Source organism: Brevundimonas sp. GW821-FHT12C05 (assembly GCF_058807475.1).
The window spans coordinates 1,169,497-1,182,085 of sequence record NZ_JBXAQS010000001.1 but is presented as its reverse complement, the minus strand read 5'-3'; the positions used below and the strand labels follow the sequence as shown (position 1 = coordinate 1,182,085).

16 protein-coding genes are annotated in these 12,589 nt (G+C 70.0%); 9 read left to right on the top strand and 7 right to left on the bottom strand.

Features of this window, described 5'->3' with window-relative positions:
- Nucleotides 1-40: 40 nt before the first annotated feature.
- Both AC1RRF_RS05500 and AC1RRF_RS05495 read left to right on the top strand, forming a co-directional pair.
- On the top strand, nt 41-874 hold the full coding sequence (locus AC1RRF_RS05500) for a LytR/AlgR family response regulator transcription factor (protein ID WP_492833454.1): 834 nt from the start codon (nt 41-43) through the stop codon (nt 872-874).
- 55 nt (nt 875-929) lie between these two features.
- Entirely contained in the window at nt 930-1,703 is a 774-nt protein-coding gene (locus tag AC1RRF_RS05495) for a hypothetical protein (RefSeq protein ID WP_492833453.1), read from the top strand.
- 4 nt (nt 1,704-1,707) lie between these two features.
- On the opposite strand, the gene gatA is transcribed toward AC1RRF_RS05495, so the two are convergent.
- The 5 genes from gatA to AC1RRF_RS05470 form a co-directional block, all read right to left on the bottom strand.
- Nucleotides 1,708-3,186 carry an Asp-tRNA(Asn)/Glu-tRNA(Gln) amidotransferase subunit GatA gene (gene gatA / locus AC1RRF_RS05490; RefSeq protein ID WP_492833452.1) on the bottom strand — a complete coding sequence of 493 codons (1,479 nt, stop codon included), beginning with the start codon at nt 3,184-3,186 and terminating at the stop codon, nt 1,708-1,710.
- A 2-nt stretch (nt 3,187-3,188) separates the two neighbouring features.
- Nucleotides 3,189-3,476, bottom strand: coding sequence for an Asp-tRNA(Asn)/Glu-tRNA(Gln) amidotransferase subunit GatC (gene gatC, locus AC1RRF_RS05485; protein ID WP_492833451.1), 288 nt, complete (start codon nt 3,474-3,476; stop codon nt 3,189-3,191).
- A gap of 79 nt (nt 3,477-3,555) precedes the next feature.
- Nucleotides 3,556-4,386: a flagellin gene (locus AC1RRF_RS05480; RefSeq protein ID WP_492833450.1), complete on the bottom strand. Its 831-nt coding sequence runs from the start codon at nt 4,384-4,386 to the stop codon at nt 3,556-3,558.
- A gap of 95 nt (nt 4,387-4,481) precedes the next feature.
- Nucleotides 4,482-5,123, bottom strand: a complete 642-nt coding sequence (locus AC1RRF_RS05475; protein WP_492833449.1) for a class I SAM-dependent methyltransferase — start codon at nt 5,121-5,123, stop codon at nt 4,482-4,484.
- Entirely contained in the window at nt 5,120-5,656 is a 537-nt protein-coding gene (locus AC1RRF_RS05470; RefSeq protein WP_492833448.1) for a hypothetical protein, read from the bottom strand. Before AC1RRF_RS05470 ends, AC1RRF_RS05475 begins: the two co-directional genes overlap by 4 nt.
- A 73-nt stretch (nt 5,657-5,729) precedes the next feature.
- Here AC1RRF_RS05470 and ruvX point away from each other — a divergent pair, with 73 nt between their 5' ends.
- The 4 genes from ruvX to pyrC are packed head-to-tail and all read left to right on the top strand — an operon-like array spanning nt 5,730 to nt 9,404.
- Entirely contained in the window at nt 5,730-6,194 is a 465-nt protein-coding gene (gene ruvX / locus AC1RRF_RS05465; protein ID WP_492833447.1) for a Holliday junction resolvase RuvX, read from the top strand.
- Complete coding sequence (locus AC1RRF_RS05460) at nt 6,194-7,117, top strand: AEC family transporter (RefSeq protein ID WP_492833446.1); 924 nt, start codon at nt 6,194-6,196, stop codon at nt 7,115-7,117. The genes ruvX and AC1RRF_RS05460 overlap by 1 nt, the downstream gene beginning before the upstream one ends.
- 23 nt (nt 7,118-7,140) lie before the next feature.
- On the top strand, nt 7,141-8,121 hold the full coding sequence (locus tag AC1RRF_RS05455) for an aspartate carbamoyltransferase catalytic subunit (RefSeq protein WP_492833445.1): 981 nt from the start codon (nt 7,141-7,143) through the stop codon (nt 8,119-8,121).
- The gene (gene pyrC, locus AC1RRF_RS05450) at nt 8,118-9,404 is read left to right on the top strand and encodes a dihydroorotase (RefSeq protein ID WP_492833444.1); all 1,287 of its coding nucleotides are present in this window, start codon (nt 8,118-8,120) and stop codon (nt 9,402-9,404) included. Before AC1RRF_RS05455 ends, pyrC begins: the two co-directional genes overlap by 4 nt.
- 4 nt (nt 9,405-9,408) lie before the next feature.
- On the opposite strand, the gene AC1RRF_RS05445 is transcribed toward pyrC, so the two are convergent.
- Both AC1RRF_RS05445 and AC1RRF_RS05440 read right to left on the bottom strand, forming a co-directional pair.
- On the bottom strand, nt 9,409-9,777 hold the full coding sequence (locus tag AC1RRF_RS05445) for a c-type cytochrome (protein ID WP_492833443.1): 369 nt from the start codon (nt 9,775-9,777) through the stop codon (nt 9,409-9,411).
- Nucleotides 9,774-10,289 (bottom strand): anthrone oxygenase family protein, encoded by a 516-nt coding sequence (locus AC1RRF_RS05440; RefSeq protein WP_492833442.1) that lies wholly within the window; start codon nt 10,287-10,289, stop codon nt 9,774-9,776. The genes AC1RRF_RS05445 and AC1RRF_RS05440 overlap by 4 nt, the downstream gene beginning before the upstream one ends.
- 94 nt (nt 10,290-10,383) lie before the next feature.
- Here AC1RRF_RS05440 and AC1RRF_RS05435 point away from each other — a divergent pair, with 94 nt between their 5' ends.
- From AC1RRF_RS05435 to dprA, 3 genes are all read left to right on the top strand, one after another.
- The gene (locus AC1RRF_RS05435; RefSeq protein WP_492833441.1) at nt 10,384-10,704 is read left to right on the top strand and encodes a winged helix-turn-helix transcriptional regulator; all 321 of its coding nucleotides are present in this window, start codon (nt 10,384-10,386) and stop codon (nt 10,702-10,704) included.
- A gap of 94 nt (nt 10,705-10,798) precedes the next feature.
- Entirely contained in the window at nt 10,799-11,437 is a 639-nt protein-coding gene (gene plsY / locus AC1RRF_RS05430; RefSeq protein ID WP_492833440.1) for a glycerol-3-phosphate 1-O-acyltransferase PlsY, read from the top strand.
- A complete protein-coding gene (gene dprA, locus AC1RRF_RS05425; RefSeq protein WP_492833439.1) occupies nt 11,434-12,513 on the top strand; it encodes a DNA-processing protein DprA in 1,080 nt (359 codons plus the stop codon). Before plsY ends, dprA begins: the two co-directional genes overlap by 4 nt.
- Nucleotides 12,514-12,589 lie beyond the last annotated feature (76 nt).

The following is a 12,589-nucleotide window of genomic DNA, read 5'->3' as shown; positions in this document are numbered from 1 at the left end:
AGTCGTGTCGGGCATGGGCGTGTCCGGGACGAGGAAATAGATGAGCGTGGCCAGTGACCGGGGGAGCTCGCCGGAGCGTTCGGGCGTGGTGGCCCTTCTGTTTTCCAGGCCGTTGCGGACGGCGCTGGTGATCGTCGTCGCCTGGATCGGCGTGGCGGCGGTTCTGGCCCTGCAAGGCTACCTGACCAGTCTCTCCAGCGGATCGCCCCAGCCGTGGGGGGCCTCGTTCCGCTACAGCCTGGCGATCGTGTCCGTCTGGGCGGTTCTGACCCCGTTCATCCTGGACGCCGTCAGAAGCGCCCGCTGGGGTGGAGGCCTCCGACGCCGCTTCGCCATCCTGCTGCTGGGGTTCGCGGCCGCGTGCGTGACGCATGTGGCCCTGTTCAGCCTGGTCTACTGGCCGCTTTACGGTGCGGGACAGCATGAGACGCTGTGGGGCATGGGCCGGCACATGCTGGTGCGGAACATCGGCCTGAACGCGCTGTTCTACGTCGGCCTTGTCGCGGCTGGATGGCAGCGTAAGCCCGCCCCCGCAGAGACCACGCCGCTCACAGTCCTCAAGGTCCGCCGCAAGGGCGTGATCCATTTCCTGCCGCTGGAGACGGTGCGGTGGCTTCGCGCCGCCGGAAACTACGCCGAAGCCATGACCGACAAGGGGCCCCTGCTGGTGGACGAGCCGCTCGCTGACCTGGAAAAGCGCCTGCCCGCGAGCCAGTACGCGCGAGTGCACCGGGCCGCCATCGTCCGGCTGGACCTCATCGGAGAAGTCCGCAGCCGGGGTCACGGCGACGCCGATCTGGTGCTGCGCTCCGGCGATGTCGTCCGGATGAGCCGCCGATACCGCAAGAATCTGGCGACCGTGTCCGTCGCCTGACCCGCCGGCCCGCTCCCGGGTCCCGCTTGTCCCATCGCCGTGGCCGGCGCGCCGGGTGCGGGTGCATTCCGGCGACATGACCAACCCCCTGATCCGCCTCATCCTCGCCCTGGCGCTTTGCGCCACGACCGGCGCCGCCTCCGCACAGACTCCGGACGGGCTCGGCCCCGACGCCGTGGTCATCCTCGCGCCGCTGCACGGCCTGCACGAACGGGAGCCCAGCTTCTCCTATAACGACCTGCGCACGATCCTCGACGCCGCCGATCCGGACGTCCTGCTGGTCGAAACCCGGCCTGACGAGCTGTCCGGCCGTACCGAAACGCCCGGTCGGCCAGAATATCCGGCGGTGATCTGGCCGTGGCTGGAAGGACGGACCCTCGTGGTCGAAGCCATGGAGCCGGGCGGCGAGGTCTTCGCGGCGATGACCGGGGCGGCCGGCGCGAAATACGCCCGCTTCAACACCGAGCAACCGGCCGCCGCCGCGCGAGTGAACGCCCTGCGCCGCTCCCTGACCCTAGCGCTGCTGGAGCACTGGCAAGGCCCCGCCGACGTGCACGATGGGCTGACGCGCGACCTCATGCAGGCGACGGCCCTGAGCGAAAGAGCGCTCGGTGGACCCGGCGACGACGAGGGCCAGGCGGCGTGGGACGGCTATATGATCGCCCGCGCCCGGGAGGCGATCGCGCGCAGCCCGGGCCGACGCGTCGTCATCCTGGCGAGCTATCGCAACCTGCGCGCCTTCCAGGACGGCCTGGCGGACGAGAGCCGGCTCACCGACGCCGAGCCCTGGCTGCGGACCCTGCCCTTCCCGAATGCGGAAGGACGCTAGGTCCTCACCACCACTTGGTCGGCCGGGCCGTGAAGCCGGCGGCCTGTTCCAGCACGTCGGCGACCTGGAAGACGGTCGCCTCGTCCAGGGCCTTGCCGATGACCTGGAGGCCCAGCGGCAGACCGCCGGCATCGACGCCCGCGGGCACCGAGATGCCCGGCAGGCCGGCGAGGTTGGCGGTGACCGTGAAGACGTCGTTCAGGTACATCGTCACCGGGTCGATCTGCTTGTCGCCGAGGGCGAAGGCGGCCGACGGGGTGGACGGCGTCAGGATGGCGTCGACCTGGCCCCAGACGTTGTCGAAGTCCTGAGCGATGCGGCGGCGGACCTTCAAAGCGCGGACATAGTAGGCGTCATAGAAGCCGGCCGAGAGGACGTAGGCCCCGATGGTCAGGCGGCGCTGGACCTCCTTGCCGAAGCCCTCGGCGCGCGAGGTCTCGTAGAGGTCGGTCAGCGACTTCGCCTCGGCGGCGCGGTGGCCGAAGCGCATGCCGTCGTAGCGGGCCAGGTTCGAGGAGGCCTCCGCCGGGGCGACGATATAGTAGGTCGGCAGCGCGTATTTGGTGTGCGGCAGGCTGATCTCGACGATCTCGGCGCCGGCGGCCTTCAGCCACTGGACGCCCTGATCCCACAGCAGTTGCACTTCGGCGGGCATGCCATCGACGACATACTCCTTGGGCACGCCGATGCGCAGACCCTTGACGCCCTTGCCCAGCGAGGCGGTCCAGTCCGGCGTCGCGACGTCCAGGCTGGTGGAGTCCTTGACGTCGAACGAGCACATCGAGCGCAGCAGGATGGCGGCGTCCTCGACCGTCTTGGTGATCGGCCCGGCCTGATCCAGCGACGAGGCGAAGGCGACCATGCCGAAGCGGCTGGCGCGACCGTAGGTGGGCTTGATGCCGACGGTGCCGGTGAAGGCGGCCGGCTGGCGGATCGAGCCGCCGGTGTCGGACGCCGTGGCGGCCAGGCAGAGGTCGCCGGCGACGGCCGAGGCCGAACCACCCGACGAGCCGCCCGGGGTCAGGTCGGCGTTCGAGGCCGAGGACTTCCACGGGTTGACGACCGGACCATAGGCCGAGGTCTCGTTGGACGAGCCCATGGCGAACTCGTCCATGTTCAGCTTGCCGAGCATGACCGCGCCGTCCGCCCACAGGTTGGCGGTGACGGTCGACTCATAGGGCGGCACGAAGCCGCGCAGCATGTTGGAGCCGGCGGTCGTCTGGACGCCGTCGGTGCAGAACAGGTCCTTGATGCCCAGCGGCGCGCCTTCCAGCGCCCCGCCCTCGCCTTTCGCCAGACGGGCGTCCGAGGCGCGAGCCATGTCCAGCGCCTTGTCGGTCGTCTGCACGACGTAGGCGTTCAGCTTCGGATTGGCGGCGTCGATATTGGCGACGAAGGCCTTGGTGATCTCCTCGGACGAGAAGTCGCGGGCCTTGAGGCCGTCGAGCGCGGCCTTGAGGGTCAGTTTGGTCAGGTCGGTCATGGCTATTCGACCACCTTGGGCACGACGAAGAAGCCGTCGGCCGACTTGGGAGCGTTGGACAGGACCGCGTCGACCTTGGCGCCGTCGGTGACGACGTCGTCGCGCAGGCGCAGCGGCTGGGCCACGTTCGAGGTCATGGGTTCGACGCCCTGGACGTCGACCTCGTTCAGCTGTTCGATCCACGCCAGGATGCCGTTCAGCTCCTGGGCCAGCGGCTCCAGCCGCTCTTCGGGGGTCTTGATGCGAGCGAGGTGCGCCACCTTGCGCACGGTCGCGACGTCGACGGCCATGCGGCCCTCCAAATGCGAAACCTGAGCGGGCGGGATTAGCGGTCCGGGCCCGGTTTCACAAGGATTCCGACAGTCGCAATCAGTTGCGGAACAGCTGGAGCAGCAATGACGGCGCCTGGCTGGCGATGGACAGCGCCTTGATCGCCAGTTGCTGCTGCACCTGCAGGCTCTGCAGCCGAGCGCTTTCCTTGGCCATGTCCGCGTCGACCAGGCGGCCGACGGACGCGTCGATGGTGTCCTGCATCTTGCGGACGAAGGTCAGATGGGTGTCCAGCTTCTTCGACCCCGTCCCCAGCCGCCCGAGCGCGGAGCCGACGTCGTCGATGGCCTTGCTCATGGCCGTGAGATCCGCCGCCGTCACCGTCGTCAGGTCGGCCAGGACGCCGCCGACGATCGCCCCGCCGCTCGACAGATCGATGGCGTCGACGTTGATGCTGGCGCCGCCCCTCGTGTCCGACAGAGCTTTGACGCCCCTAGCCGTGGCGGCTGGACCGACGAGGTTCAGTCCGTTGAAGTCCGCGCCGCCGACCACCCGGTCGATCTGGTCCCGAAGCGCCTTGTAGTCCTCGTTCAGCGCGTTCCTGGCCGAGGTCGTCAGCGACTTGTCGGTGACGGCCAGCATCTTCTCGCGCATCTGCGACAGCAGGTCGGAGACGGACTCCCCCGCGGCGAGCCCCACGTCCACGGCGGACTGGCCCCGCTGAAGCGAGGCGATGACGGCGTTGTAGGCTTTGGACTCGGCGCGCTGTCCCTGGGCGATCGCCCAGATGGCGCCGTCGTCCTTGGCGCTGGAGATCTTCAGGCCGGTGGAAATGCGGTTCTGGGTCGTCAGCAGCTCGCGGTTGATCACCGCGAGGCTCTGCAGGGCGATCATGGCGCCCACGTTCGTATTGACGCTGAACAGCGACATCGACGTACGTCCAGTTTTCCGGAGCGGACGCGGGGACGCGGCCGCGGGACGTTTTGTCCCGCCGTTACCTTGGCGGATGAGGCGTTAGCCGGAGCTTAACCGTCGCCGATCGGGCGGACGTCCTCCGTTCGGCGCGCAATCACCGTGATCCACTGCGCTTCCCGGCCCTCGAACACCCAGCGCCGGTCGATGACGAGCCCATGACGCGACAGGAGCGCCGTCATGGTCGCCTCGGCCCACTGGACCACCTGATAGACGCCTTCCGGCGCTTGCGAGAGCCGCTCGCCGTCACCGGCCTGAAATGACATCAGGAGCGTTCCGCCCGGATGGAGCGCCGCCGCGATCCGGGCGACCACGCCGTCGACCAAGTCTCGACCAATGTGCTGGATGACGTAGAGCGCGACGATCCCGTCCCATGGACCGCCAAGGTCGCCGGTGATCAGGTCCAGGGACTCGACGACGCGCCCGCGACCCCGCTGGAAGGCGATAAAGCCGTCCGACAGATCGGTGCGCCGGACCTGTACGCCCATGGCCTCGAGCCGGTCAGCGTCCCAGCCGGGGCCGGACGCGACCTCAAGCACCCGACCGCCCGGCCCGACCCAGGCGACCAGACGCTCGAGGGCCTCGACATGGTCCGATGTCGGCGCATGGTCGGTCTCGGCCGCATATTCCGGCGCCGTGGCGTCATAGCCCGCGACCGTCGCCCGGTTGCGGGCCAGCTCGTCGGATCCGCTCACCGGGCCGGCGTGACGGTGATCGTCGCCGGCGGCGCCTCGTCCGCGCCGGGGGTCCAGGCGACGATCAGACGGCGCTCGCGACGGCCGATCTGACCGGTCGCGTCGTCCATCACGCTCTCCGCGATCTGCAGATCGACGCGGCCCGGCGCCTCGGACAGGACGCGGTAATCGAGGAAGTCGCCGATCCGGAAGACGGCCCAGCCTTCGGACGACGACTGGAAGAAGGCGATGTCGGTGTAGAGGCCGTTCATTGCCGGGTCGCCGCCCGACGCGCCGAACAGCTTGACCGTCGACCCGCCCTGCTTCGCCAGCGTATCCAGTTGCACGACCGAGGCGGCGTACTGGATGTTCACGTCGGTGGACGGCTGGACCGTGGCGGCCGGACCGGCGGCGACCAGCGGCGCGACCGGAGCCTGCTCGGCGGCGGCCGGCGGGGCCTCGACGGTCGGGACGGCGCCCTTGCGGCTTTCAGTACCGGAATCGCAGGCCGCGAGGACGGCCAGGGCGGACAGGAACAGGATCGGATGCTTCATCGGACACTCCCCATATCGACGGTATGCCTGTTTGCACTTTGACTCGGGCGACCGCCAGTCCTACCGCGACCCTGTGACAGTCCTGACCCTTGAACAGCTGGCCGAACAGACCCCGCCGGGCACGCCGTGGCTGGGGTTGGATCTGGGCGAGAAGACCATTGGCGTGGCCGCGTCCGACGCCACCCGGATCATCGCCAGCCCGCTGCAGCTGATCCGCAAGACCAAATTCACCGACGACGCCAACGCCGTGCTGAAGCTGATGGACGGACGCCGGGCGTCGGGGCTGGTGATCGGCCTGCCGCTGAACATGGACGGCAGCGAGGGGCCGCGCGCCCAGTCCTGTCGCGCCTTCGCCCGCAATCTGCAGCGCATCCGAGAGGTGCCCTGCGCCTTCCAGGACGAGCGGCTGTCGACCAGCGCGGTCGAGCGCTTCCTGATCGAGGAGCTGGACCTGAACCGCAAGCGCCGGGCCAATGTGGTGGACCGCACCGCCGCCGCCTGGATCCTGCAGGGCGCGCTGGACCGGCTGCGTCCCTGATGGCGGCGCTGCTGGCAGGGGTCCTGCCCGTCTTCGTGCTGATCGCCATCGGCTACGGGCTGCGCAAGTCCGACTTCCTGCCCGACGCGGCCTGGCGGCCGATCGAGAAGCTGTCGATCCATATCCTGTATCCGGGCTTCCTGATCCCGGCGATCTGGAACGCCGACATCTCGGGCGGCGGCGCGGGAGCGGCGGGCGCGGCCTCGGTGACCAGCGTGCTGATCATCGCGACCCTGACGCTGGCCCTGAAGCCGCTGATGAAGATCGACGGCCCGGCCTACACAAGCGTTTTCCAGGGCGCTATCCGGTGGAACAGCTTCGTCTTCCTGCCGGTCATCCTGTCGGTCTACGGCCCCGACGGGCTGGCGCTGGCGGCGGTGGTGATCGCGGCAATGATCCCGGTGACCAACATCCTGTGCGTGATCGTGCTGGTGAAATGGGGCGCCGACCAGCGGTCGATGTCGCCCTGGGCGCTGACCAAGGCGATCCTGTCCAACCCCATTCTGCTGGCTTGCCTGATCGGGCTGGCGCTGAACCTGGGCGGCGTACCGCGCCTGCCGGGGATTTCCGACACCCTGGAGCTGCTGGGCGGCGCGGCCCTGCCGCTGGGTCTTATCGTAGCCGGAGCGGGCCTGAGCTTCGCCGAGGTGGCGCGGCGCAAGCTGACCATCGGGGGCGTGTCGTTCGTGAAGCTGGTGATCACCCCGCCGCTGATGTGGGGACTGTGCGTCCTGTACGGCGGCGACGAGACGGCCCAGGGCATCGCCCTGCTGTGCGGCGCGGCGCCCGGCGCGGCGGCCAGCTACATCCTGGCGCGGCAGATGGGCGGCGACGCGCCGCTGATGGCCGGGATCGTGGCCTTGACCACAGTCGGCAGTGCGCTGAGCATTCCGATCCTTCTGGCGCTGTTCCATTTGGCCTGATGACCGCCTATAGGCGGGCCTCGATGACCCAGCCTGACGTCACCGACCTGATTCACGAACGGCTGGCGCCGTTTCCCCGCGACCATTTCCTGTCCGCAGGCGATCTGAACGCCGCGACCGTCCCGCCCCTGCTGGACCTGGCCGACGCCTTCGTCGACTTCAACCGCCAATCGGCCAAGTCGCTGGACATCATGCGCGGCCGGACGGTGATGAACCTGTTCTTCGAGAACTCGACGCGGACCAGCGCCTCGTTCGAGATCGCGGCCAAGCGGCTGGGCGCCGATGTGACGGCGCTGAGCCCCCGCACCTCCTCGGTCGCCAAGGGTGAGACCCTGATCGACACGGCGGCGACGCTGAACGCGATGAAGCCCGACGTGCTGGTGGTGCGCCACTCGGCCTCGGGCGCTGCGGCCCTGCTGTCGCAAAAGGTCGAGTGCGCGGTGGTGAACGCCGGCGACGGACGTCATGAGCACCCGACCCAGGCCCTGCTGGACCTGCTGAGCCTACGCCGCGCCTTCGGGGATGTCGGCGGGCTGACGGTCGCCATCTGCGGCGACATCGCCCACAGCCGGGTGGCGCGCTCCAATGTCGCCCTGCTGTCGATGATGGGCGCGCGCGTGCGGCTAATCGGGCCGCCGACCCTGGTGCCCGGCGACGCCGACCGGTGGGGCTGTGAAGTCTTCCACGACATGAAGGACGGCCTGCAAGGCGTTGATGTCGTGATGATGCTACGTCTGCAACTGGAGCGGATGGAGGGCGCGCTGGTGCCCTCGACCCGCGAGTATTTCCGCTTCTGGGGGCTGGACCGCGAGAAGTTGTCCTGGGCCAGGCCGGGCGCGAAGGTGATGCACCCGGGGCCGATGAACCGGGGCGTGGAGATCGACTCGGACGTCGCCGACGACCTGACGGTGTCGCTGATCCAGGATCAGGTCGAGATGGGCGTCGCCGCGCGGATGGCCGTGCTGGCCGCCCTGTCCGTGCGCCGCGAAGGAGCCTCGGCATGACGGCTCTCGCCATTCTGAACGCCCGCCTGCTGGACCCGGCGACCGACTATGACGGCCCCGGCGCGGTGCTGATCGTCGACGGGGTCATCACCGAGGTGATCCACGGCGCCCATGCGCAGGCGCCGGACGGGGTCGAGGTCATCGACGCCGGCGGCCTGTGCCTCGCGCCCGGCCTGATCGACATCCGGGTCAAGACCGGCGAGCCGGGGGCCGAGCCCAAGGAGACGCTGAAGTCCGCAAGCCTCTCGGCGGCGGCGGGCGGGGTGACCACGATCGTGGTCCAACCCGACACCGATCCGGCCATCGACGATCCGGCGATGATCGACCACATCCAGCGGCGCGGCGCGGCGCTGGAGCTGGTCAACGTCCGCGCGGCGGGCGCGGCGACCAAGGGGCGCGACGGTCAGCGCATGGCCGAGATCGGCCTGATGGACGAGGCCGGCGCCCTTTATTTCACCGACGGCGACCATGTGATCGCCAACACCCGCACCCTGCAGCGGGTGATGAGCTACGCCGCCGCCTTCAACGCCCTGATCGCCTGCCGTCCGGCCGACCCGTGGCTGAGCGAAGGCGCGGTAGCGACCAGCGGCGAGCTGGCGACGCGGCTGGGCCTGTCGTCCGTTCCGGCCATCGCCGAACGCATCCAGCTGGAGCGCGACCTGGCGCTGGTGGAGCAGACCGGCGCGCGGTTCCTGGTCGACCAGATCTCGACCGAGGGCGCGCTGGAGACCCTGGCGCGGGCGCGGGGCAAGGGGCTGGAGGTCGCCGCCTCGGTGTCGATCAACCACCTGTGCTTCAACGAGATCGACATCGGCGACTACCGCACCTTCTACCGGCTGGACCCGCCGCTGCGCGCCGAAAGCGACCGGCAGGCGCTGATCGAGGCGGTGCGCGAAGGCCTGATCGACGCCATCACCAGCGCCCACGCCCCGGCTCCGGCCGAGGACAAGCGCCGTCCGTTCGCCGAGGCCGCGCCGGGCGCGATCGGTCTGGAGACCTTGTTGGCCGCCGCCCTGACCCTGCACCATGAGGACGGGCTGGACCTGCTGGACGTGCTGCGGCCGCTGACCTCCGGTCCGGCGGCCTTGCTGGGACTGGACGCGGGCGTGCTGAAGGCCGGCGCCCCGGCCGATCTGGTGCTGTTCGATCCTGGCGCGCCGATCGTCGTCGATGCGGAGCGCCTGCACTCGAAGTCCAAGAACTCGCCGTTCGACGGGCGGCGGCTGCAGGGCAAGGTTCAGCGCACTGTGGTCGGCGGCCGAACCGTCTTCCGCGCCGCCTGAGGCCTCAGCGCGCCGGCGACCGGGCGCGCAGGAAGGCGATGATCTCCGCCCGCTCGCCGGGGTCGGCGACCCGCGCGGTCATCGCGGTTCCGCGCACGACCTGGCCCGGTCCCGCCAGCCACGAATCGAGCGAGGCCGCGTCCCAGGTGAAGCTTCGCGCGCGGAGGGCCGCGCTGTAGCGAAAGCCGGGCGCCGAGGCGACGGGCCGACCTAGGACCCCGCGCAGCGCCGGACCGGTCCGGTTGACGTCCAGGGCATGGCAGCCGCCGCAACGCCGGCGGAACAGGCGCTCGCCGCCGCCCGGTGCGGTCTGGGCCTGGACGGACGGCGCCACGGACAGCGCCAACGCCAGGGCGGAGCCGAGGGCCCTCATGCCTTCAGCCGCATCAGGGCCACGGCGAACAGGGCCGCGGACGCCAGACCGCCCAGCGTGCGGACGTGGTTCCAGACCGTCCAATCCCGCAGGTAGGCGGGCCAGACGACATCGATGTCCTGGCGGGTCGCGTCAAAGGCCGCCAGGGCGTTGTTGAGCGGCACGTTCGCCATCATGGTCACCCCCGGCACGGCCACCACATAAACAAGAGCGGCCGAGATCAGGCACAGGCCCGTCAGGCCGGGCAGCGTCTTCAGGCTCAGCGGGATGACGGCCAGGCAGCCCGCCGCCGTGCCGAACAGCAGCAGCATGAACAGCGGCGTCACCGCCGTGACGTTGATGGCGTTCATCGCCGTCAGCCCTTGCAGGGACGTCAGGCGGGCCAGGGCGGACATCACGAAGGTCGAGAAGGCGAAGAAGACGCCTCCGGCCGCGCCGCAACCGACGACGAGCAGAACGACGAGCGCGTGAAGCGCACGCAGGTGGCCTTCGGACAGGGTTTCAACGGTCATGGCGGCGTCTCTTTCTCCAAGGTTCACCGCCGGGTATCACCGGTCTTCAGAGGTCGTAAGTACGCACTAATTTTATACCGGGAGGAGGTCCGCCATGGCCCTGGACAGCGAGTGGTGCCCCGTCGCGGCGACGGTCGACATCATCGGCGGCAAGTGGAAACCAACGATTCTGTTCTACCTGAAAGGCCGGCAGAGGCGCTTCAATGAGCTGCGTCGCCTGATGCCGCAGATCACCCAACGGATGCTGACGCTCCAACTGCGCGCGCTTGAGGCCGACGACGTGATCCGGCGCGTGGTGCTGGATCAGGTCCCGCCGCATGTCGAATACAGCTTCACCGAACACGGCCGCACCCTGGGCCCGCTGCTGGACGCCATGGTCGCCTGGGGCGAGCGATACGGGTCGCGGAGCCGCTGAAAGAAAAGACGGGGAAGAAGGCCGGGTCTGGTCTTGTGGTCGGCCTCGCAAGGACGCATCGTCCGCCGCGCACGTTTGAGGGGAGCGAATCACCTTGCAGGATCTGGTCGGCCCGGCTTTGGGGACGCTCGCCCTCGTGGCGGTCGGCGGCTACCTGCTGGGCTCCATTCCGTTCGGCGTGATCCTGACCCGCGCCGCGGGCGCCGGCGACGTGCGCCAGATCGGCTCGGGCAATATCGGCGCGACCAATGTGCTGCGGACCGGCCGCAAGGACCTGGCCCTGGCCACCCTGCTGCTTGACGCGGGCAAGGGCGCGGCCGCCCTGTTGATCGCCCGCCACCTGTTCGGCAGCGAGATCGCCGGCGTCGTCGCGGGCGGCGCGGCCTTCCTGGGTCACCTGTTCCCGGTCTGGCTGGGCTTCAAGGGCGGCAAGGGGGTGGCCACCTTCTTCGGCCTGCTGCTGGCCGCCGCCTGGCCGCTGGGCCTGCTGGCTGGCGCGACCTGGATCCTGATCGCAGCGATCTTCCGCATCTCGTCGCTGTCGGCGCTGGTCGCCTCGGCGGCGGCGCCCGTCTACGCCCTGCTGCCGCTGGCGGCGTTCGGCCTGCCGGCGCCGGGCGCCATCCTGCTGCTGGCGGCCTTCACCGCCGTGCTGATCTGGATCCGCCATGCCGAGAACATCGGCCGGCTGCTGAAGGGGGCCGAACCCCGGATCGGCGCGAAGAAGGCGTGAGCCTGTCGCAGGCCGAGCGTTTCGCCCGCCTGCGGCTCGCCCGCACCGAACGCATCGGCCCTGTGACCTTCCGGCAGTTGCTGGACCGCTTCAAGACCGCCGAGCGCGCCGTTGAGGCCCTGCCCGACCTGATCCGCAACAACGGCGCGGGTCACGCCCTGCCCTCCATCGACCGCATCGAGGACGAGATCGCCGCCGGCGACCGGATCGGGGCGCGACTGATCGTGCTGGGCGACGCCGACTATCCGGACATGCTGGCCGCGGTCGACCCGCCACCGCCGGTGCTGTGGACCCTCGGCGACGTCGCGCTGATGGCCCAGCCCTGCATCGCCGTGGTCGGGGCGCGGATCGCCTCGGCGGGCGGGCAGCGGATCGCGCGCGGGCTGGCGCAGCAGTTGGGGCAGGCCGGGCATGTGGTGGTGTCGGGCCTGGCCCGCGGCATCGACGGCGCGGCCCATGCCGGGGCGCTGGCGACCGGGACGGTGGCCGTCCTGGGCGGCGGCGTGGACGACATCTATCCGCCGGACAACGCCGACCTCTATCGCCAGATCGTCGAGCAGGGCTGCATCGTTTCGGAAAGCCCGGTCGGCCATCGGGCCCAGGCCAAGGACTTCCCACGCCGCAACCGCATCATCTCGGGCCTGTCTCGCGGAGTGATCGTGGTGGAGGCGGAGATCAAGTCCGGCTCCCTGATCACCGCCCGGCTGGCCAATGAGCAGGGCCGGGATGTCTTCGCCGTGCCGGGCTCGCCGCTGGACCCGCGCTCGAAGGGGCCGAACGAACTGCTGCGGCAAGGGGCCATCCTGTGCGAAGGGCTGGAGGATGTGGAGCGGGAGTTCGGGCGGCTGAGGGCCGTGCGCGAACCGGCGCCCGACAATCCCTTCGACGGCGCGCCGGACCAGGTGGACAGCGCCCTGATCGAGCGGATCGCCGCCCTGCTCTCGCCCACCCCGACGCCGCGCGACGAACTGGCGCGGGCCGCCGGGGCGCCGATCGGGGCGGTGGCAGCGGCGCTTCTGGAGCTCAGCCTGGCCGGGCGCGCGACGCTTCTTGCGGGCGGAATGGCGTCGCTCTGACACCATAGACTCCTTGGCCGATTGACAGCGAGGCTCCGGCCAACCACGTTCCCGCCCCTTCGAAAGGCCCCTCCCC

Bases quoted from the DNA above. Each gene is read 5' to 3' on its own strand.
- AC1RRF_RS05500 (WP_492833454.1), top strand. From the start codon at position 41: ATGAGCGTGGCCAGTGACCGGGGGAGCTCGCCGGAGCGTTCGGGCGTG.
- gatA (WP_492833452.1), bottom strand. From the start codon at position 3,186: ATGACCGACCTGACCAAACTGACCCTCAAGGCCGCGCTCGACGGCCTC.
- gatC (WP_492833451.1), bottom strand. From the start codon at position 3,476: ATGGCCGTCGACGTCGCGACCGTGCGCAAGGTGGCGCACCTCGCTCGC.
- AC1RRF_RS05480 (WP_492833450.1), bottom strand. From the start codon at position 4,386: ATGTCGCTGTTCAGCGTCAATACGAACGTGGGCGCCATGATCGCCCTG.
- AC1RRF_RS05470 (WP_492833448.1), bottom strand. From the start codon at position 5,656: ATGAAGCATCCGATCCTGTTCCTGTCCGCCCTGGCCGTCCTCGCGGCC.
- AC1RRF_RS05460 (WP_492833446.1), top strand. From the start codon at position 6,194: ATGGCGGCGCTGCTGGCAGGGGTCCTGCCCGTCTTCGTGCTGATCGCC.
- AC1RRF_RS05455 (WP_492833445.1), top strand. From the start codon at position 7,141: ATGACCCAGCCTGACGTCACCGACCTGATTCACGAACGGCTGGCGCCG.
- pyrC (WP_492833444.1), top strand. From the start codon at position 8,118: ATGACGGCTCTCGCCATTCTGAACGCCCGCCTGCTGGACCCGGCGACC.
- AC1RRF_RS05445 (WP_492833443.1), bottom strand. From the start codon at position 9,777: ATGAGGGCCCTCGGCTCCGCCCTGGCGTTGGCGCTGTCCGTGGCGCCG.
- AC1RRF_RS05440 (WP_492833442.1), bottom strand. From the start codon at position 10,289: ATGACCGTTGAAACCCTGTCCGAAGGCCACCTGCGTGCGCTTCACGCG.
- AC1RRF_RS05435 (WP_492833441.1), top strand. From the start codon at position 10,384: ATGGCCCTGGACAGCGAGTGGTGCCCCGTCGCGGCGACGGTCGACATC.